The 20,409-nt window shown below is 49.2% G+C and carries 19 protein-coding genes; 11 read left to right on the plus strand and 8 right to left on the minus strand.

Going from position 1 to position 20,409, the window contains the following annotated elements; all coding sequences use genetic code 11:
- Nucleotides 1-2 precede the first annotated feature (2 nt).
- The 3 genes from H6F94_RS21625 (at nucleotide 3) to H6F94_RS21635 (ending at nucleotide 3,577) form a co-directional block, all read left to right on the plus strand.
- Entirely contained in the window at nucleotides 3-800 is a 798-nt protein-coding gene (locus tag H6F94_RS21625; RefSeq protein ID WP_242041318.1) for a TIGR03943 family putative permease subunit, read from the plus strand.
- A gap of 231 nt (nucleotides 801-1,031) precedes the next feature.
- Nucleotides 1,032-2,369: an efflux RND transporter periplasmic adaptor subunit gene (locus tag H6F94_RS21630; protein WP_242041319.1), complete on the plus strand. Its 1,338-nt coding sequence runs from the start codon at nucleotides 1,032-1,034 to the stop codon at nucleotides 2,367-2,369.
- 2 nt (nucleotides 2,370-2,371) lie between these two features.
- The gene (locus H6F94_RS21635) at nucleotides 2,372-3,577 is read left to right on the plus strand and encodes an ABC transporter permease (protein ID WP_190804314.1); all 1,206 of its coding nucleotides are present in this window, start codon (nucleotides 2,372-2,374) and stop codon (nucleotides 3,575-3,577) included.
- A gap of 100 nt (nucleotides 3,578-3,677) precedes the next feature.
- On the opposite strand, the gene H6F94_RS21640 is transcribed toward H6F94_RS21635, so the two are convergent.
- The 4 genes from H6F94_RS21640 to H6F94_RS21655 all read right to left on the minus strand — a co-directional run bounded on the left by H6F94_RS21640 (nucleotide 3,678) and on the right by H6F94_RS21655 (nucleotide 6,353).
- The gene (locus H6F94_RS21640; RefSeq protein WP_524537856.1) at nucleotides 3,678-4,775 is read right to left on the minus strand and encodes an RtcB family protein; all 1,098 of its coding nucleotides are present in this window, start codon (nucleotides 4,773-4,775) and stop codon (nucleotides 3,678-3,680) included.
- Nucleotides 4,776-4,931: 156 nt separating this feature from the next.
- Nucleotides 4,932-5,114, minus strand: coding sequence for a hypothetical protein (locus H6F94_RS21645; protein ID WP_190804316.1), 183 nt, complete (start codon nucleotides 5,112-5,114; stop codon nucleotides 4,932-4,934).
- Between the two features lie 76 nt (nucleotides 5,115-5,190).
- Nucleotides 5,191-5,577 carry an alr0857 family protein gene (locus H6F94_RS21650; RefSeq protein WP_190804317.1) on the minus strand — a complete coding sequence of 129 codons (387 nt, stop codon included), beginning with the start codon at nucleotides 5,575-5,577 and terminating at the stop codon, nucleotides 5,191-5,193.
- Nucleotides 5,578-6,161: 584 nt separating this feature from the next.
- The gene (locus H6F94_RS21655; protein WP_190804318.1) at nucleotides 6,162-6,353 is read right to left on the minus strand and encodes a DUF2949 domain-containing protein; all 192 of its coding nucleotides are present in this window, start codon (nucleotides 6,351-6,353) and stop codon (nucleotides 6,162-6,164) included.
- 131 nt (nucleotides 6,354-6,484) lie between these two features.
- Between H6F94_RS21655 and H6F94_RS21660 the strand changes: the two genes are divergently transcribed.
- From H6F94_RS21660 to H6F94_RS21675, 4 genes are all read left to right on the plus strand, one after another.
- Entirely contained in the window at nucleotides 6,485-6,679 is a 195-nt protein-coding gene (locus H6F94_RS21660; protein WP_190804319.1) for a hypothetical protein, read from the plus strand.
- Between the two features lie 5 nt (nucleotides 6,680-6,684).
- Nucleotides 6,685-7,077 carry a MerR family transcriptional regulator gene (locus tag H6F94_RS21665; protein ID WP_242041320.1) on the plus strand — a complete coding sequence of 131 codons (393 nt, stop codon included), beginning with the start codon at nucleotides 6,685-6,687 and terminating at the stop codon, nucleotides 7,075-7,077.
- An 83-nt stretch (nucleotides 7,078-7,160) separates the two neighbouring features.
- Nucleotides 7,161-7,358, plus strand: coding sequence for a hypothetical protein (locus tag H6F94_RS21670; RefSeq protein ID WP_190804320.1), 198 nt, complete (start codon nucleotides 7,161-7,163; stop codon nucleotides 7,356-7,358).
- Nucleotides 7,359-7,501: 143 nt separating this feature from the next.
- Nucleotides 7,502-8,491, plus strand: a complete 990-nt coding sequence (locus H6F94_RS21675) for an aldo/keto reductase (protein WP_190804321.1) — start codon at nucleotides 7,502-7,504, stop codon at nucleotides 8,489-8,491.
- Nucleotides 8,492-8,657: 166 nt separating this feature from the next.
- On the opposite strand, the gene H6F94_RS21680 is transcribed toward H6F94_RS21675, so the two are convergent.
- A complete protein-coding gene (locus H6F94_RS21680) occupies nucleotides 8,658-11,423 on the minus strand; it encodes a PAS domain-containing sensor histidine kinase (protein ID WP_199320575.1) in 2,766 nt (921 codons plus the stop codon).
- A gap of 506 nt (nucleotides 11,424-11,929) precedes the next feature.
- Nucleotides 11,930-12,607 (minus strand): response regulator, encoded by a 678-nt coding sequence (locus tag H6F94_RS21685; protein WP_190804322.1) that lies wholly within the window; start codon nucleotides 12,605-12,607, stop codon nucleotides 11,930-11,932.
- Nucleotides 12,608-13,211: 604 nt separating this feature from the next.
- On the opposite strand from H6F94_RS21685, the gene H6F94_RS21690 reads away from it, so the two are divergent.
- Complete coding sequence (locus H6F94_RS21690; RefSeq protein ID WP_190804323.1) at nucleotides 13,212-13,403, plus strand: hypothetical protein; 192 nt, start codon at nucleotides 13,212-13,214, stop codon at nucleotides 13,401-13,403.
- 870 nt (nucleotides 13,404-14,273) lie between these two features.
- On the opposite strand, the gene H6F94_RS32520 is transcribed toward H6F94_RS21690, so the two are convergent.
- Nucleotides 14,274-14,474: a hypothetical protein gene (locus H6F94_RS32520; RefSeq protein ID WP_242041321.1), complete on the minus strand. Its 201-nt coding sequence runs from the start codon at nucleotides 14,472-14,474 to the stop codon at nucleotides 14,274-14,276.
- Nucleotide 14,475: 1 nt separating this feature from the next.
- On the opposite strand from H6F94_RS32520, the gene H6F94_RS21695 reads away from it, so the two are divergent.
- From H6F94_RS21695 to H6F94_RS21705, 3 genes are read left to right on the plus strand one after another with little or no spacing between them, the layout of a single operon-like run.
- On the plus strand, nucleotides 14,476-15,141 hold the full coding sequence (locus H6F94_RS21695) for a transporter substrate-binding domain-containing protein (protein ID WP_242041322.1): 666 nt from the start codon (nucleotides 14,476-14,478) through the stop codon (nucleotides 15,139-15,141).
- A gap of 17 nt (nucleotides 15,142-15,158) precedes the next feature.
- Complete coding sequence (locus H6F94_RS21700) at nucleotides 15,159-15,818, plus strand: amino acid ABC transporter permease (protein WP_190804324.1); 660 nt, start codon at nucleotides 15,159-15,161, stop codon at nucleotides 15,816-15,818.
- Nucleotides 15,811-16,533, plus strand: a complete 723-nt coding sequence (locus tag H6F94_RS21705; RefSeq protein ID WP_190804325.1) for an amino acid ABC transporter ATP-binding protein — start codon at nucleotides 15,811-15,813, stop codon at nucleotides 16,531-16,533. The genes H6F94_RS21700 and H6F94_RS21705 overlap by 8 nt, the downstream gene beginning before the upstream one ends.
- A gap of 235 nt (nucleotides 16,534-16,768) precedes the next feature.
- Here the strand turns inward: H6F94_RS21705 and bchH are convergent, their stop codons facing one another.
- A complete protein-coding gene (gene bchH / locus H6F94_RS21710; protein WP_190804326.1) occupies nucleotides 16,769-20,395 on the minus strand; it encodes a magnesium chelatase subunit H in 3,627 nt (1,208 codons plus the stop codon).
- Nucleotides 20,396-20,409 lie beyond the last annotated feature (14 nt).

Genomic DNA, 20,409 nt, shown 5'->3' on the forward strand with positions numbered 1-20,409 from the left:
ACATGATATGGTTGCTACGCAATTGGGACATGTCTGGGCAGTTGGCTGCTCCAGGGAGGCGATCGGTGCGCTTGCTAATTTGGCTGGATGTTCTAGTGCTGCTGGCCTGGGGTTTGGCATTGCTGCGTTTCTGGCTCATGGGTCGGTTACCCCTGTTTATCCACCCGAATTACATCCCTTTGGTGGTCGCGGCAGGATTGCTGCTTTTGGTGTTGAGCGGGATCCAGGGCTTGCGAACTTTGGCTTTAGTGCGCCTCCAAGCCCGGGAGATGCGGCACACAACGCTACTTCCGCCCCAGGTAGGCAGCGGCTTATTACTGAGCGTCGCCTTGATCGCGCTAGTCATGACACCGCGTCCATTCACTAGCGATACAGCCCTGCAACGGGGGGTCAGCGATACACTGAGCTTGACCAGACCTCAGCCACAGGCGTTCCGTATCAGCGTGGAGCCCAGCCAGCGCACCCTGCTCGATTGGATTCGCACTTTGAATGTCTACCCGGAACCTGACGCCTACACTGGACAAGCCGTTAAGGTTCAAGGCTTCGTTGTCTACGAACCGAATCAGCCCAACAATTACTTGACCATTTCTCGATTTGTGATCACCTGTTGCGCTGCCGATGCTTACCCCGTTGGTTTACCAGTCAAGCTAGCAGGTGATCGCAGCCAATACCCGAAGGATTCTTGGTTTGAGGTGACAGGCAACATGGTTACTGAGTCACTCAATCAACAACGGCAATTAGTCATTCAAGCGAGTGCTTTTACTCCCATTCCTGAGCCTGCTAATCCCTATATGTACTAGCAGATTTATACCAGAGCCCCTATTCAACTTTTGTCCAAGAAAGGTCCAAGGACTAAGACAATAGAAGCAACAAACTAGTTCAATTAAGCCAGAAAACAATCAAATTCAGGCATCACTCAGCCCATTGAATCACCTAGTCAGGTGAGGGCAGCGTTGCGATTTTTGATCGACACTGACTCTGAATTCTGAAACATCACCTTGTGGGTCAGGCAAAATTTTATGCAGCCGCCAATGTTCCTCAAAGGGAAAACAGGACAAAAACGAGTTCCTTGGCTTGTTGGACTGTTGATTGTAGGACTGTTGGGATCTGGAATTTTTGCCTATTTAAGTTTGCGCAAGGCAGCGCCTAAACCGGATTTGGACACCCAAAGTGCGGTAGTGGCTACTGGTAATCTCGCCATTGAAATCAAAGCCAATGGTTTGGTTCAGGCCATTCGCAAAGTTAATCTCAGCCCCAAGGAAGCAGGCCGGATTGATCAGCTCTATGTTGATGAAGGTGCTTGGGTCAGGCAAGGCGAATTGATCGCTCGTATGGATAGTGAGCAGGCTCAAGCGCAGGTCAAACAGTACACAGCTTTACTGGCCAGATCTCAAGCGGATTTAGAGCAAAAACAAACGGGAACCCGACCCGAAGAAATTGCCGAAGCAAGAGCTAGAGTGGCAGCAGCAGAAGCCAGTGTAGCAATGGCCCAAGCCAAACTAAAACGCGCCGTCGAAGAACTGCAACGCAATCAAATGCTCGCTCAAGCTGGAGCAATTTCTCAAAATTCAATAGAGGAGTTTTTCAGCCAGCAACAGGAGGCTAGTGCCAGTCTCAACGCGGAACTTGCTCGCTTGCGAGAACAACAGCAAACGCTAGGTAAGTTGCGCAATGGCACCCGTTCCGAAGAAATTGCCCAAGCCAAAGCCGAAGTTGCTCAGGCCAAAGCGCAGTTGCAGTTTTATCAAACTCAGCTTGACAATACTTTCGTTCGCGCTCCCTTCTCAGGTTTAATTACCCGACGGTTCGCCCAGGAAGGCGACTTTGTGACCCCAACTACTTCCGCCTCGTCTACAGACGGTGCGACGTCAGCCTCAATCGCTGAGTTGTCCAGTGGTTTGGAAGTGGAAGCCAAAGTTCCAGAAGCCAGCGTTGCTCGTATCAACCCCGGCCAAACCGTTGAAATTCGGGCCGATGCCCATCCAGACGCCAGCTTCAAGGGGCAGGTACGCTTGATCGCACCCCGGGCGGTTCAGGAGAATAACGTGACCTCGTTCCGGGTGCGGGTAGCGCTGCGGACCGGCCAGAAGCAACTCAAATCTGGCATGAATGTGCGGTTGACCTTTCTTGGTGAGCCCATCCGCAATGCGCTGCTGATTCCCCTGGCTGCCGTCGTGACCCAGAAGAATAGTCAGACGGGTGTTTGGGTGTCGGATGGCGAGAATGAAGCCACGTTTAAGCCGATTACCCTGGGTTCAACCAGCGGGAGCCAGGCACAGGTGCTTGAAGGTTTAGCGAAGGGCCAACGAATTTTACTCAGTCCACCACCAGGTCAATTAGTTCCTGGCATCGACACCATGGGGCCATAGGCATGGATATTCTTGAAAATGTCAGAATGGCGGTCGCAACCTTGGCCTCCAATAAATTGCGCAGCAGCCTCACAATGCTAGGCGTGATTATTGGCAATGCTTCAGTCATTGCGCTGGTGGGTATCGGCCAGGGAGCGCAAAATTACACATTAGACAAGATCAATTCCTTCGGTCCCAATCGCCTGTTCATCTTCACGGGTGGTGGAGATATTGACGGCTTCAGGGTTCAAGAACAAACCCTAGTTTTAGCTGATGCTGAAGCAATTGCGGAGCAAGCACCAGCAGTACAGGCAGTGGCACCGGAGATCAGCTCTAACTCAGTGATGATTTACAAAAGTCGGAAGACAAATACGAATATTGTAGGCACAACCTCAGAGTATTTGTATGTACGCAATTTAGTCGTGACGCAAGGGCGTTTTTTGAATAAATCAGAGCAACAACAAAACGCTCAAGTCGTTGTTCTTGGCCCAGACCTAGCGACTAAATTATTTGAGCGCGAAAATCCACTGGGCCGTGAAGTTCAAATTAATAACCTCAGTTTTCAAGTGGTGGGTGTTCTCGAAGGCAAGGGTTCTTTCTTAGGCCAGAACGAAGACGAACAGGCTTATATTCCAATCACCACCATGGCCGATCAGATCGCAGGTCGCCGCTCAGCTTATGGCGTGCCCATTGATCTGGTTCAAGTTTCTGCTCGGGATTTACCCAGCGTTAGAGCAGCTGCCTTTCAAATCACCAATATTTTGACCCAACGGCATGGCAAAAAAGACTTTAGCGTCGTCTCAAACAAATCATTTCAAACCCTGGTTGGCCAAGTCACTGGTGTACTCAGCCTGACCTTGGCTGCCATCGCCAGCATCTCATTGCTCGTGGGTGGCATTGGCATTATGAACATCATGTTAGTTTCGGTCACTGAACGGACTCAAGAGATTGGTTTACGCAAAGCCATCGGTGCCACCCAGAAAGCAATTCTGACTCAGTTTTTGGTTGAGGCAGTAATTTTGTCAGTGACTGGAGGGTTAATTGGCACAGGTCTTGGTCTTGGTGGCTCTTTCCTGGTTGCTACTTTCACTCCCCTGAAGCCCAGTGTGCCAATATCAGCTATCGTCCTAGCAGTAGGGGTCTCCGGCGGTATTGGTCTGTTTTTCGGCGTACTGCCAGCTCGACGGGCGGCTAAGCTCGACCCTATTGTTGCCCTAAGAAGTGCTTAGTGGTTCTGCTTAATGGTTCAGATACCATCTATGTGCCTTCTGATCGAGATTTAGAAGTTGAGCATTGAAAAAAGAGGGGCAAAACTTTGCCCCTCTTCGATTAGCCTTTCACACAAACTACTTGCTTGAGCGTCGCCACAACCTCAACCAGATCGGCCTGATTGGCCATCACTGCTTCAATCGGCTTGTAGGCAGCAGGAATTTCATCTAGAACACCCGCATCTTTGCGACACTCTACGCCAGCTGTTTGAGCCAGGAGATCATCTAGCGTAAAACTGTCCTTCGCCTTATTGCGTGACATCAAGCGACCTGCGCCATGACTACAAGAGCAATAACTCTCCGGATTACCTTTACCCTTCACGATGTAAGATTTGGCTCCCATTGACCCAGGAATGATACCGTAATCTTCGCAGCGGGCTCGTACTGCCCCTTTACGGGTGACATAAACCGATTCGCCAAAATGCACCTCCTGCTCTGCATAATTGTGATGACAATTCACCGACAATAGAGGCTTAGTAAGCTTGCCACCAGCAAGATGTTTCTCAACAATTCGCTTGAAGCGAGTCATCATAATCTCACGGTTGGCACGTGCATAGTCCTGGGCCCATTGCAGGTCGCGCCAGTAGGCCGCAAACTCTGGAGTTCCTGCAACAAAGTAAGCAAGATCGGCATCAGGTAAGCGGGTTTCAGTTAACTTTGCCAAGTTTTTAGCTGTGCGCATATGGCTCTGAGCCAAACTGTTGCCAATGTGGCGTGAGCCAGAATGCAACATCAGCCAAACCTGGTTTTCCGTATCTACACAAACTTCTAGAAAATGATTGCCGCCACCAAGAGAGGCCAACTGCTTGCTCGCTTTACCAGCTAAGTGCTGTACGTCGTCGTGTAGATCCTTGAACTGTTGCCAGCCTTGCCAATTAGAAACGGCTTTGTCAATCTCTTTATTTTCAGCAAAACCAACCGGAACTGCAGCTTCAAGATCCAAACGGATCTTTTTAAGTTTTCCTTCCAGTTGTTCGGCAACAAAAGGAGTTTTAAGCGCATTCATGCCACAGCCGATATCAACACCCACAGCAGCAGGAATAATTGCTTCTTGGGTCGCAATTACCGATCCGACCAATGCCCCTTTGCCTAGATGCACATCTGGCATCAGGGCCAAATGCTTGAATACAAACGGCAGGGAGGCGACGTTTTTCGCCATTTGGGTCTCTTGAGAACCAAGGCCGTGATTAGCCCAAGAGAGGACTGGTTTAGGAGCAGTTAGATTTAGTTTCTCGTAGGGCATAATCATCAGCCTGGTTTACAAAATTGGTCAAAGCTATTGAGCCAAGACTTTGGCCAAGGTCTCGGGGTCAAACTACCAAACTATCCGACGTAAGTAGTACAAATCCCGGATACGTTGAGCAGCGCGGGTCGCCTCATTCACTTGGTTAGAACTGGTTAAATGGTCTGTTTCGGCCTCAGGTTGGTGTTGAGGAGCTGGCGTCTCAGGCTCAGGACCGAATCGCCCCAAAGGCTGAAGAATATAAAGCAATGACATCGTGCAACCCTCTCACATTTCTTTTTATACTACAAGAATACTACAAAATTCTTGAGAGCGGCAAGAGCCATTAGAACTATTGCGCTTCTAGAAAGGCGTAAGCATGGCACGACTGCCAAAGCTGAATAATCAAAGCTTCTGCTCTAGCGCTTAACCGGGTCACAAAGACTCCTTCACTACTTTCAAAGTCAGTTGAAATCCAAATTCCTGGCAGGCTCACTTCAACATATTCCTCATCACAAACGTATAGTGCTGCTCCATTGACTTCTTGTTGTAGAACAGCCTCCAATGAAGTTTGTTCAAACAGATGAATTGGCAGCAAAAATGCAGCGGTGCTGGTTTCCGTAATGATGGTTTCGCCGACACACCAAGCTAGCTTCTGACGCAAGCTCAGCCACTCATCCACGCCCTGAGTGAGAGGCTCAAGGTAGATGCCAGCTTCGGTATAAATGAATTTCAACATGGCCTGGGGTCTCCTGCTATTCCAGGGTTTCTTTCGGCTCATCCAAACTCTCTCAAGAGAGTCAAACGGACTGGTGTAGGTGCAAATTAAAGGACTTCTCGAACACTCAAAGGCAGATCATCAACAGCTAATTCCAAATCAGAGCCCCCGCTTCTAACTGTTAGAAGCGGGGGCTCACGAAAATCGGTGGGATCTTCTGGGCTATATCAGTACGGCAGCTTTACGACCGTACTTTCCGCTTCGTCGATATGGTTTAGCGCCTGCAGGCAGCAGATTAGGGACACGAGTTCCTTGTGCAAGGGCGGTGCATATAAACTTAAAGCCCTTAGAGCCCTTAAAGCCTATTCGACCGAGCTGCATCAATACCTGTACGTCCCCTTCTACAATCGCCACTGTGCCAAGACCGCTTCTGCGGTTGGCTAATTCCAGTGGGGAGAGAATAGGTCGCTTGGATTTCACAGGTAGGCTCCTAATGAGGAGAACTCGGCTCACGTCTAACATATTACACCTGTAATACAGGACTGTCTACATTTTTCTCAAACGAGCTACACAAGAGCGAAAGAACTGGCTCAAAATCAAGGCTTCTAGCCCTCCAGCCACTCAAAAATTTTATCGAGTTGCTCCAGGGAGACCAGACCGTACTGCCAGAGAATAATAGGTAAGGGTCCTAGATCCTGCTCACAGCGGCGCAGCGCCATAGCAATAGAGGAGGCGGACACTGCTAGTTCCGTCTGTAGAAAGTCGATTAATTGCGTGTGGCTTTGACTCAATTCCATAGCTAACAGCTCCGACACCATTCGAGCAGAACTTACGGCTAGTCACGCATCACCAAGAGCACAAGCACTCCGTTTACAGCTCGGAGGTCTGTTAAAGCTAATGGCGCTAACGTGGACGTCAGGTAGCAGCAATGTCCCCCCATCTAGAGACTTCACCTAAAGTACGACCAGCACTGCTGCTCCTACCTCATCCAGCTGACTCACCTGACCGGGTGATCCGCAAGAACTTATTGCATGGCGAGGGGCAAGGGGGGCTTGACAGCCAACCAGAAGCTAGACATACTAAATCTAACGTTTACGTCAAGGTTTACCAAGAGATGACCTGAACGGTATGAGTGATCGTATGCGGATCGGGGAGTTAGCGGAGAAGGCGGGGGTCACTCCACGCACCATTCGCTACTACGAAAACTTAGGGTTGATGGGTTGTGAGCGGGAGGGAAAAGGCTTCCGTTACTACTCAGCAGAACATTTGGTTCGATTACAAAAGATCGACAATCTGAAGAAGCTAGGCCTTAGCCTGGAAGAAATCAACGAAGTCATCCACTTATACTTTTCCGATCCAACTGGCTTTCAGGGCAAGCAAAAGCTGCTGACTATTCTTCAGCAACATCTCGCCGAAACTGAGGAGAAGCTCAAAGCGTTGGAGCAATTCCGATCAGAACTGCAAATCAATATTGCCAATGTCCAACAGCATCTCGAGCAAATCGCTAAAGCTCAGAATTAGTATTACTTTTTAGCTGCTGCAAGATCAGATAACCCGAGACTATACAACTAGCCTTCACTCAAGCTCTTTCCTAAGGTTAAGCTATGAACTCAGCCTACCCGCCAGCTCGGCTCCAAGAACGTCCGTTCGAGCTTCAAGGCCAGCAGAAAATGCTGGCAGTTCTCCAGGTTCACTTGGAAGAAACAGAAGAGCAAATCGAGTCGCTTCAGCAATTGTGCTTAGAGCTTCAGAGCAAAATCACCAAAGTACAACAGGAACTTACGCAGTCTTCTAAGCTCTAACAGCCGCTCTCCCCAAATTCCTGAAAATTCCTACAAACCTTTCAAGCTTCGAAGATTAGCGTTGGCCTTGTTGACACTAAAGCTCTCAGCTAATGAGCTGTTGATCAACTTGCTATCAACACAATTCCGGAGTCAAAATTACCATGGTCAAGATGCGCCAACTGGGTAAGAATGGTCCTACTGTTTCAGGCCTTGGGCTAGGCTGCATGGGGATGTCTGAGTTCTATGGCAGTGCTGATGAACAGGCATCAATTTCAACTGTGCACCGAGCGCTAGAACTGGGTATCAATTTTCTCGATACTGCCGACATGTACGGGGTCGGCCAGAATGAAGAACTGATTGGCAAGGCCATTCGAGACCGCCGTGACCGGGTTGTTTTAGCCACCAAATTCGGTAATGTACGCGGCACTGATGGTAGCTTCCAGGGCATTAACGGACGGCCCGGATACGTCCGCTCAGCCTGTGAGGCTAGCCTACAGCGTCTAGGGATAGAGGTGATCGATTTGTACTATCAACACCGGGTTGATCCTAACACCCCGATTGAAGAGACAGTGGGAGCAATGGCGGAACTCGTCCGCGAAGGCAAAGTGCGTTTTTTGGGTCTCTCGGAAGCCTCACCCCAAACAATCCAGCGTGCTCAGGCTGTACATCCCATTGCAGCTTTGCAGAGTGAATACTCGTTGTGGAGCCGCGATCCAGAAGACGAAATTCTACCCACTATTCGTGAGTTAGGCATTGGCTTTGTGGCTTATAGCCCACTAGGACGAGGCTTTCTCACAGGACAGATTCAAAAACCTGAAGACTTAGCTGAGGATGATTGGCGGCGTCATTCACCCCGTTTTCAAGGCGATAACTTTAAGCAAAACTTAGAACTGGTGCAACGCATTAGTGAGATTGCGTCTGAGAAAGGCTGTAAACCATCTCAACTAGCCCTTGCTTGGGTCTTGGCTCAAGGAGAAGATATTGTTCCAATTCCCGGTACCAAACGGCAGAACTATCTGGAAGAGAACGTAGCGGCTTTAACAGTGGATTTAACCACTGAAGATCTGGCTCGGATTGAGGCAGTTGCTCCTCATGGGGCTGCTGCTGGCACACGCTATCCGGAAGCAGCTATGCAAACTCTGAATCTTTAATTCTCGTTCTGCGCTAGTTCCACCTCTGTTCTTAAGTGGATAAGTAGAAATTCGTGGGGTAGTTAGCTACCCCGCAGCTTGTACTCCAGCAACAAATAAATCTCAACGTTCTGACATCCTGGAGCTAACTTTTTAGAGCCGGACTAAAGCAAAAGCTTGAGGACTATTAACAGTCAACACAAATTGGTATCTCAGAGTTTGAGAAAGCCGCTAGTGGCAAGGTTAACCAGAAAGTCGTGCCAGACTGTGGCGCGCTAGTTACTCCAATCTGCCCACCATGAGCAGTAATAATTTGGCGGCAAAGGTAAAGCCCTAAACCGAGGCCAGTCGAGCGGCGACGATTAGAATCTCGAATATAAAGCTCAAATAGATCCTTGCATTCTGCTTCGGTCATACCCACGCCGTTGTCATGTATAGTGCAGCGAACCATTGAACCTTCAACGGTTGCAGCCAAGGTCAACTCTAATCCCGGTGGATTGTGTTTAATCGCGTTGATAATTAAGTTCTCAAAAACCTGTCGCAAGCGATTGGGATCGGCCTTGACAGGGGGTAAATGGAGGTCAATTCGGTTAATCGAAGTCACTTGATTTTTGAGCAGTAAAGGCCGGGCCTCATCAAGTGTTTCCTGGACCAAAGCCCACAGTTGTAAAGGCTCGGTAGAGGCGGCAGCACCCTGGCCTTGGCCTGAGTGCGTCTCCAGAAGCGAGTTGATTAAGTTGAGCTGGCAGTCACTACCTTGAATCATTCGCTCTAGAACCGAACGGGGAATTGATACAGAGTCTCCTGGTTTATTTAGCAAACTACGCAGGACCATCAGGGAGCCCATAACAGGCGTCCGTAGGTCATGGGAAACAGCATGGAGAAAAACATCTTTGAGCCGGTTTAGTTCCTGGAGTTCCTGCATTTTCTGCTGGAGTTGCGCAGTACGCTCCTCTACCTGGCGCTCTAGATTTGTATTGAGGGTTTGAACCTGTTGGAATAAGTTTGCCTGCTGCATCGCAATTGCAACTTGGGTCGCTAATTGTTCCAGTAAATCAATCTCAAAGGGTTGCCAATGGCGGGTCTGAGAGCATTGATGGGCGACCAGCATACCGTATAACTGATCATCTAAAATAATAGATACACCTACACTAGCCTTAACTTGGTAACGCGCAAAATACTGAGCACGGATAGGGGAAACAGTTACTTGTGTAACGTCATCTATGGACTGAATGCACCCTTGTTTGAAAGTTGTATTTAATTCCTTGAGGCGAAGAGCCTGTGCACCTAACACGGGTAACCACTCGGATCCAACTGATTCAACGACTACCTCACCTTGCAAATCTGCATCAATTCGGCAGATAAATACTCGATCCGCTTGAAGAAATTGTCGAACCTCTGCCACGGTTGTCTGGAGAATCTGATCGAGGTCCAGAGATTGCCGGATTCGAAGGGCCATCTCGGCCAGCAGCCGATCGCGCTCAACAGCAGTACGGAGTTGAGTATCTGCCTGTTTGCGCTCAGTAATATCGCGCATGATCGCTAGTGCTTCATCCTCGCCGTGAGCCACAATACGGGCTTCATAGTCACGCAAATTGCCCTGCTTCAATAGCTGATATTCAAAGGTCTGGAGCCTCTTAGTTTGTAGAGCCTGCTCAATCGCTTGCATCCGTTGTTCAGCAACCGCCAGTGGCAGAACATCGTATACACTTCGGTTAAGCATCAGATCTGATGGCACAGCAAACTCGTTTTCACTAGCTGCTCTAAAATCAATATAGGTACCGTCTCTGCGAATACGAAACATAAGGTCAGGAATGGCATCCAGCAAAGCTCGATTTTGAGATTGGCTTTGCCGTAGCTCTTCTTCCGCTTGCTTACGTTTAGTGATGTCTAGCAGCAATCCATTCCAGAGAATATTGCCATTAGTTTGTCTCTCCGGACGCGATGCAAACTGTACCCATTTCAACCGACCAGAGGGAGTTTTCAACCGTCCCTCCCAGTTAAGCGGTTCTAAGCTTTGAGCAGAAAGATTTACTGCTTGCTCATAAGCTTCACGATCACCTGGATGGATTAAGTTAACAATCTGGGTAAAATCAGCTTGCAATGTTTCAGGCTCTAGCTCTAACAGTTGTCGACAACCAGAGCTAACAAACAACACGGACCGAAGGCCATCAGAGCGGCGTAGAACTTGATAGATAACACCAGGAACATTGGCTGCGATGCACTGAAGCTGCGCCCCGCTTTGACGTAAAGCCTGCTCAGTCTGACGATAAGCAGTAGTTTTTCCCAAATTTGTCGCTACGGTTTTTAAAACTTCGATTTCAGATTCGAACCAACGGCGTGCCAAACCAGAGCCAAACCCCAAGCAGCCCCAAAATCGCTCTTCCACAAAAACAGGAATCAGTAAGATTGAGGTAATTTCATTCAGTACGAATTGTCTTTGGGCAGATTCAGGTAATTCATCGATTTCTCCCACTACGCAATTGCCAGTTAAAAGTTGATCGTACGAATCGCCCAAACTCGACCGTGATAGAACCCAAAACTGGTTATCAAGCTCAGTCTGTATCTGGTTGAATTTATTGGATTGAATTGTGTGCTGACGTTGCCACACAAATTGTGGGATTAGTGCTGGCTCACCAGGCTCTGACTGAGAACGTACTGTGAAGAAATAAGCACTGTCGCTTTCAGTTGCTTGTCCTAAGGTCTCAAGAATTTGCTGAACAGCAATTGTAGAACCTTCACCATTCAGCAATTGATGAGTTGCCTGAACAATCCCCTGCAACAAACGATTTGATGCCCGGTCTTTATCCTGTTGCCAGATCTGATTCACTGCTGCTTCGGCAACTCGAGTCATTGGCTCAACAGCATTTAAGAGTTGCATCAACCGTTGAAAAGCAGTCTCGTCCTGACAGCAATCTCGTAAAGCGTTGAGGTAAGCGGGATCAGAGAACATGTTTTGCCTGGACAACCAACAGCACTTTGGCATGAAACTGCTGCTTGACATCTCTTAAGGTAAGGTGTTCAGCAGGAATCAAACCTCATCCGGGCGACTCACCTGACAGGGTGATTGCCGGTTTTAGGGGTTCAATGGCCAACATATCTAACCCAGCAGGGGCAATAGGCGCCACACCCTGTGAGCAACTATAACTAACCTTGCTGAATGCTCCGTCGCTACTACGAGCAGCGAGGCGGGCAGCAAAGCTCTCCTAGATGGGGCTATTCCCGCAGGTTTCAGAAGCGGGCTAGGACTGGTGGTGCTCCTACGGCTTTAGCTCGCGACAATGCCAGGCGGCCTACCTTGCTAGCCGTCGATGGGATTTAATGAGCACAAAAGCTTGTAGTTGACCCTTCAGGGCCCTACCAGTCGCCATAGTTACCCTATCAGTATCAGTAGAGGCCACGAGTCGGAGTCAATCTGTGTAGAGATAAATGCTTAGTGAAAAGTTCTTTGTTACGATGTTACACAATTCCAGAACGCAGGGCTACAACAGCTGCCTGGACGCGATCGTCGACAGCTAGTTTATTCATAATTCCACGAACGTGAGTTTTCACAGTATTGGGGCTGAGGTAAAGTGCTTCAGCAATCTGGGGGTTACTGTAGCCTTCAACCATCAGTTTCAGCACCTCCAATTCCCTTTGAGAGAGCAGCCCCACGTTGCTGCTTGGCGTCGGCGGCTTGAGGTGCTCAATCACTCGACGCGCAATCTGAGGATCTAAATAGGTTGCCCCTTCTTGAGCTGCTGTGATCGCGGCAATCAAGCGGTCCACACTAGCGCCCTTGATGCAGTAGGCATCAGCACCGCTGGAGAGGGCAGCGATAATTTCAGTATCGGCAGTATGGGATGTCAACATCACAACGCGCACTTCTGGCAACGCCGCTTTAATCTGAGCCGTAGCAGCAATGCCATCAAGCCGTGGCAGGCCGATATCCATCACGACTAAATCCGGCTTCAGCTTGAGCGCTGCTTCCACGCCTAAGTAGCCATCCTCAGCCTGACCGACAATCGTCAAATGAGGAATGTCCTCTAGAGATTGCTCTAGGCCCAGTTGCATCATGGGGTCGTCTTCGACAATCAAGACCCGCAGTGGTGGCAGTTCCGAAGTTGTGTTAGCAGGAGACTTGGTCTCAGGGGGCATGGACTCAACCACAATCGGGATATTGCAAGATTACCCTGTCGGGCGATGCGAGAGACGGGTCAGATGGGCTAAATGAGCTCTCACGATTGAGGCTAGAAGCCTTACACTAGACAGTACGCATTTTACGGCGCAGGTCCGAGTTGTCCCGGAGGAAAATCCCAAGCCATCCAAGTTCCCTCCAGCCTAGCAATCGACCCTTCGCAGGGTTTCCTCAACTATGGGGTTTTGACTCAGATAGGCATTGAAAGCTATTTAACGCTGACTGCTGTTCATCTGTGACTAAGTGGTGGTCTATCTACTCAGTACCAAGTATTAATTGATACCCGTATATACCGCTAGGTAGAACTGAAATCGGTGAATCGAAAAGATTACAAAACTGTATGTTCTCGGATTGGGTTAGTCCAAAACTGGCATAGTATGTTCTTAGAAGGTTAAGGCTCTCGATACGAAGTCTTAATTCCTAGCTGAGTCAGTTCAGGGCTTGAGCTCAGCGAATCCTTTGACACTATACTGTTCTGTGCTCGGTCAGCTACCGCCGGGCTGGTTCCCTGGGCGCATTAAATACCCAATCAAGTCAATCTTGTACAGGCCAAGGAGCTACGTCATGCTGGAAGGGAAGATCAGCCCTATCGATTCTGTGTCAGAGGCCGGTGCTGACCATCTGATTTTCGCGACCGAGGCAGGGGACTACACCATCGACTGCTATCCCTATGCTGTGCGTGGAACCCTAGTTGCGGCTCTATTGTCTGTCAGTTTTTGGACCAGTGTCAGCGCAGTTTTGTGGCTGGTACTTTAAGACTGGATATCAGTCGATGTTGCAGTTTTTCCAGATGATTGGATGAGGTTTTGATATGATGGGTATCCCTGATAGCATTAGCTCAGAGCAACTATTCGAGTTCTGGCTTGGTGCGGCCTCTGAGTTTACTTCAGAGGAGAAAACGATTCTGATTCATGCCTTTAAGGTTCTAAACAATTCTACTGAGATGGTATGGTCTTGAGCTAGTCATTCTACCTATTGCTTCACCTATAAGTAGAGGCGAACTCAGGCTAGCTTATTTAATTTCAGGGTTTTTGGCATAGACCTTCTTCTAAATTCTTTCTAATCTCAACAGATTTTGACTCTGCAGAAGTGCTTAGCGCTTCTGCTTTTTTCATGGTTCTAAACGCAGGTTGCTCGGATAGTTGCAGAGGAGAACGCACAGATGCAGTTAATCGCCTCAAAAACTGTGGTTCAAGGCACATTTTGCACTTTTCTTTTTGACTGGTCCCTTTAGTGGGTAGCGGCGTAGGGGCTAGGACAATTCCCTAAGCAAAGTCTGCAAAGATCGCTAGGCTGAGGTGGTCTTGGCAAAGCCAGGAGTGGAGTTTTACTAGAGCCCTCTGCCGTAAGGTCTTACACCCAAGCAACGCTTCTTAACTGTCTAGCTATAATTTCTTAAGCTTTGTAGAGAGTGTTTGAACTTTTATAGCCACAGGTTGGGTCTAGGAAGCAAAACCCATCGCATTCTGACTTAGTGCAGATGAGTGTGTGGTATTTGTTTGAGAGAATCCAACTACTATTCTCCCTTTGCAACCTAAATGCCTTGCTCAATGGAGAGTGCCCTAACCGACATGGTGAGGTGCCGCTGTCAGTAGTTGCGGACAGTTGTAATTGAGCTTGATGACCTCAAAGGTACAGACACTTCCGGATGCAGATGAGACGCCGTAAACTCCTGTTCAACATTGCGCTAGCTTCGATGTCTGCGATGACAATCGTTGCTGGTTGTAGCAATTCCTCTAGCAACACAGCACCAGGAACTTCACCAGGGGCAACCTCAGGAGCGTCGCCACAGTCGGGGGCAGCTGCTACACCGAAGGGGACGCTCACTATGGTTACCTCAGCTGATTACCCCCCTTTTGAGTCAATCGACACAGCCAGTGGCGGTCAGATTGTTGGTTTTGATGTTGACATTGCTAATTACGTTGGCGAAAAGCTGGGGTATGAAATCAAGGTTGTCAACCAAGACTTCAATGGTCTGATCCCTGCTCTACAAGCTGGACGGGCTGACTTTGTGATGGCTGGTATGACTCCAACTGAAGAGCGTTTGAAGAGTGCTGACTTCTCAACGATCTACTACCAGGCTAAGAACACTATTGTTGCTAAAAAAGGCAGCAACTACATCAATTATGATGCTCTTGCTGGTAAGAGGGTAGCCGTTCAGTTAGGTTCAATCCAGGAGAACGAGGCGAAGAAAGCGGCTGAAAAAGTTCAAGGGCTGACTGTTGTACCGCTCAACCGGATTGGCGAAATTATCCAAGAAATCAAAGCAAACCGTATTGACGGAGCCATTATTGAGGACACAGTTGCCAAAGGCTACATAGAATCTAACCCAGATCTAGAATTCAATACTGTCGAGACAGAAGGTCCTTCAGGTTCTGCGATTGCCTTTCCTAAGGGCTCACCGCTGGTAAGCGACTTTAATCGAGTTCTTGAGGAGATGAAGTCCAGTGGCGAGATTGACCGACTGGCAAAGAAGTGGTTTGAAAAGCAGTAGGTCAACGGCGGGTTGCGATGAATCTAGATTTCTCTCGAATTCTGCCTAATATTCCCTACATCTTGGCGGGAATATGGGTTACGTTGCAGTTCACCTTCATATCGGCGTTTTTGGGCTTTATCTGGGGGACTGTCCTCTCCCTATTCAAAATCTCTAGCATCAAACCGCTCTATTGGTTTGGTATGGCCTACACCTCTGTTTTTAGAGGGACGCCGCTAATTCTGCAATTAACTCTGGTCTACTTCGCAACTCCACAGCTAGTTGGCTACAATATCACCCCCCTACAGGCAGGGGTGATTGCCTTCTCACTCAACTCAGGCGCCTATATCTCAGAGACGATTCGGGCAGGTATTTTGGCAGTAGACAAGGGCCAGAAAGAAGCAGCGATGTCTTTGGGTGTGCCTTACCGTCTGACGATGAAGGATATCATCCTGCCTCAAGCTTTCAAAAACATTCTGCCTGCTCTGGTCAATGAGAGTATCGCGCTTCTCAAAGATTCAGCCCTGGTTTCAGTGATTGGTGTGGCGGATCTTCTACGCCGCGCCAACATCGTCGCAGCCGAGAAATTTATCTACTTTGAACCCCTGTTGTTAGTAGGTGTTATCTACTACCTCATGGTGATCACGTTGACTCTAGGCGCAAATCGATTAGAAAGGAGGCTTCGGCGCAGTGATTAGAGTAGAAAGCCTATACAAATCTTTCGGTCGTCTTAAGGTTCTACAAGATATTTCTACTGAGATCAGAAAAGGTGAGGTGGTAGCTATTATTGGGCCTTCTGGGTCTGGTAAATCTACCTTCCTACGGTGCATGAATCTGCTTGAGGTGCCAACCCAAGGCCGGGTTTACATCGACGGTAAGGACATTACTTCAGCGAAAACGGACATCCTAAAAGTGCGGCAACGGGTGGGGATGGTGTTCCAGCACTTCCATCTGTTTCCCCATATGACCACGCTCAAGAATGTCACTTATGCCCCCAAGAGAGTTAAGCATGTGTCGAGTGAAACGGCGCGTGAGCAAGGGATGAAACTGCTGACCCGAGTTGGTCTTGCAGACAAAGCTGATGTTTACCCCTCTAAGTTGTCGGGCGGACAGAAACAACGGGTAGCAATTGCTCGGGCATTGGCGATGGAACCAGAAGTCATGCTGTTTGATGAACCGACTTCCGCCCTTGACCCTGAGATGGTGAAAGAGGTTTTAGAGGTGATTCAATCCCTCGCCGACACGGGCATCACAATGGCAATTGTGACCCACGAAATGGGCTTTGCCCGTAAAGTGGCCGATCGAATTTTGTTCTTAGACGCTGGCCGTTTGGCAGAGGACGCACCGCCCAGCGAATTTTTTACTCACCCTCAATGCGAGCGAGCTAAACAGTTCTTGCAAAAGATGCTGTAACTTGTCAGTTTTGTCGCCAGTTTAGCTTCTTGGCCGACCAGATAGAAAGCAGTATTGAAATCCTCAAAAGAACTGCCAAGATGAGGGCCAGTCACTAGGGCCAGGTACCTAGTGATGTTTGTCAACGATGTTTGCTATGGCCCAAGCTCTAGCCAGAGACGTTATGGCTACCCGCTGAGAGAACCGAGCAGCTTCATTTTGGCATGACCCTATTCAGCTGGGTATTGAATGGCTCTTAAGAGGTCACGCCCTCTAACTCTTGCTCGGTTTGGTCATAGAGATTGCGCAGCTGATTAATTGTGGCTTCGTTCGGCTGCCAGAAGCCACGACCGTTCGCCTCAATCAAACGTCCTACGATATTGCGGAAGGCTTCAGGGTTAGCTTCGCGTAGCTTCTCAGCCATTGCTGCATCGAAAGCATAGGTTTCTGCGGCCTGATCGTAGACCCAATGCTCTTGAAAATCAGCCGTGCCACCCCAGCCAATCAAAGCAGTCATGCGTTGAGATATTTCATAAGCACCACCGGAACCTTGGGCCGCCATTTGTTCTGCCCATTTGGGATTGAGCAGGCGAGTGCGGTATTCGATGCGCAATAAACTTTCGAGATTGCGGGGGGTAGTGTCCTTGGAGAAACTTTCGACAAAGCTGGCGGTGACTTTTCGATTTTGCTGGAGTTCGGCTGCTTTTTTAAGCCCACCGGTATTGGCATAGTATTCCTGAATATCGGTCAAGCCATACTCCACCGAGTCAATCTCTTGGACAATGCGACCCGTGGTTTGTAAGAGTGTATCTAAGACTTCTGGTCGGGCTTGCCCCTTGTCCTGACGACCGTAGCTAAACACATTGCGACTGCGCCATGTGTCTGCAAGTTCTTTGCCATTTTCCCAGTTGCCTGCAACGACTTGATCATTCACAAGGGAACCAAAGTCCCCTGCAGGGTTCGAGAACAGCCGCGCTGTTGCCCCCTTAATGCCTTTAGCTTGAAGGTCTAAAACATGCTTACGCACAAAATTTTGCTCGGGCGGTTCATCTGCCTCGCCCGCACGACGAAACAGATCGTCCAATAACTCCAAGATATTGGCAAAGCTATCCCGAAAAATACCAGACAGATTAGTCAAAACATCAATACGGGGACGGCCTAATTGCGCTAGGGGCATCAGCTCATAACGCACGATGCGTCCTGTTTGCTCTTTGAGGGGTTCAGCACCTACCAACTCCAAAATGATGCCTAGTGATTCACCCCGAGTTTTGATCGCATCTAAGCCCCAAAGCATCACGGCAACCGTTTCAGGATAGGTACTATTTTCTGCGAGGTGCTGTGCCAGAAGCTTGCGAGCAATTTCCCGACCTCTTTCAAACGCCCCCGGTGAGGGCATGCGGTAGGGATCAAGGGCATGAATATTGCGTCCGGTCGGCAGTACGCCTGGACCATCCCGCAGGAGATCACCGCCAGGGGCAGGGGGTACATACTCTCCATTCAAGCCCCTGATTAGATTGGTGATCTCATCAGTTGTTTGGCCCAGTAGGGTGCGAATCTGGTTGGCAACATCGGGATCTGAATCAGTCTCCTGGTAGGCATCTAAATAGCTTTGAATTGCCTGCTCGTTTGGCGCCTCGCCCAGTGTGTGCAGTCCTGAGGAAAAGAGGCGATTCTCAAGCACTTGTAAGTACTGATACAGCTCAATGAGATAGCGGTTAAAGGCTCCTTGACTGAATAATCTGACATTTTCGGGAGTGAGAGCAATGCCTAACTTTTTCGCTTCCTCGAATGGACAATCAGCTGCTAAGCCGGTGTCTATAAGCTTTTTGAGAATCACCTCTTTGAGAGCATAGTTCTTATCCGGATCTTCGCGATATTCGGCAATCAGATCCCGCAGAGCAACAAGTTCCTTATAAAGACCTGCTCGTCCGTAGGGTGGCACATTGTGTGAAATTAAAACACCATAGCCACGCCGCTTAGCCAGGATAGATTCAGAAGGGTTATTAGCAGCGTAGATGTATAAATTCGGTAGGTTGCCAATTAGAATATCCGACCAGGAATAGCCCGTGTTACCCAAGGGTGAACCTGGTAGCCATTCAGCGGTACCATGCATACCGAAGTGCACGACGGCATCAGCCTCCCAACCCTGCTGAAGCCACTTATAAAACGCCGCATATTGTGGGTGAGGCGTCAAATCGCGCTCAAACATCAGGCGCATTGGGTCGCCAGAAATACCAAGCGGGGGTTGAACGCCGAGCCATACATTGCCCAGTTGCACCCCGCCCAGTAAAAACTCTCCAGACTGACTTTTAAGCTGTTGCGAACTGTCTAGAGAACCCCACTGTTTTTCAACGCGACGGGCGAGTAAATAGCCTAGCCAATGCTCTAAAGTGCGACTGCTCACGGTCGTGGTATTTTCTAAGGCTTCGTCTGCTGCTTTGACCCGAGCAATCAGTTCTTCACCATCTTCTGGGATCTCGCCCACCGCATAACCTGCAGCTTTCAGCGCTTGCAGAAACTTCACTAGCGAACGCGGCACGTTGAGGAGCGCAGCCGTGCCGGTAGCTCCATAACCCGGCGGAAAGTTATAGAGAACGATGGCAATCTTGCGTTCCTCAACCGGTTTTTGTCGCAGCAATACCCAGCTTTTGACGCGACCAATCAAGCGAGAAACCCGCTCTGGCACTAGATAAATTTGATCGCCAACTAAGCCACCTAGGGGTACTGGATCAATCGCTCCATCCAGCTCTGGCAACGCGTAGAGCACCACACTTTGCAAGCCACCCACGCCTTGCCGCGTCCAGGAGTGAATGTCTTGAATCAATAGAGGCGCAGACACAAAATAGGGCACATTTTTAGCACTAAGAATGCGTTTAGCAACTTCAACTTGCCGCCCTGCTTCCATCGAACCTGCAGGTCCGCCCACTAGTGGAAAACCAATCGTTGAAATAATTGCATCAACCCGAGCCGCTTCAGGAATCAGCGATTTAATTTCAGCATTGCCTAATGCCCATTGCTGCTGCTCGTACTCAGTGGTTAGCCAGTCACGCACCGCCACATGCCCTTCCACACCATTGATAAAAATTGGAAGTGGCACTAAACCAGCCTGTTCAAAGCGTCGGATCAATTGGGGAATGTAAGGCTGATGGGTAATAACATGCTTCCGATAGAGCAATATGCCAATGACTGGCGCGTTGCGAGATTGTGATTGGTGGTAGTACCAGTCCAAATAAGCCTGAGGCGTAGCAAAATAGCCCGTATAATCTGGGTGCAGCAGACCCATATTGGGCGTTTCTTGGACAGGTGGAATTTCCTGTACCTTCAGGTCTAGGTACTTCTCCGCTAGCACCCAACACATTGCAGCGACATTCTCAGTTCCGCCTGCATTCCAGTAACCGTAAATAATCAGCCAATTACGCAGGTCTTGAACCTTTTGCACCGGCACGAATTTGAGCAACTTGGGACCCACTTTCAGAAAGCTGAGGTAGCCTGCTAGCTTGTCCTCTTCACGCCCACTGCCAAACTTATCCAGTAGAAACTTGACGGGCTTGGGCATGCCCTTGGGCTTGTCTCCGATTACGAACTGGCCCAAGCGGGTCAGGCTCATCAGCTCCAGGGCCGACTCAAACACCAGACGAATTGGGACAGTTTGCAGCCGCTCTCGTAGCCACTGCACTTGGTCATAGTCGAATAGCAAACTGCCAAAGAAGACATCCGCCTCCTGCAACGCTGCTTCAACTTCTGTCGGGCGACTGCTGAGATCCCGGTCGTTGAAGACCTGGATCTCTAGCTCTGGACAGCCACTACGAGCTAGTTGAGCCGCTTGGACATATAGCCCAGTGTTGAACGACTCAAAACCCGTGATCAGTACAAGTTTCTTCATAATTCTCGATCTTA

The sequence above is a fragment of the Leptolyngbya sp. FACHB-261 genome (assembly GCF_014696065.1).
Taxonomy (GTDB): domain Bacteria; phylum Cyanobacteriota; class Cyanobacteriia; order FACHB-261; family FACHB-261; genus FACHB-261.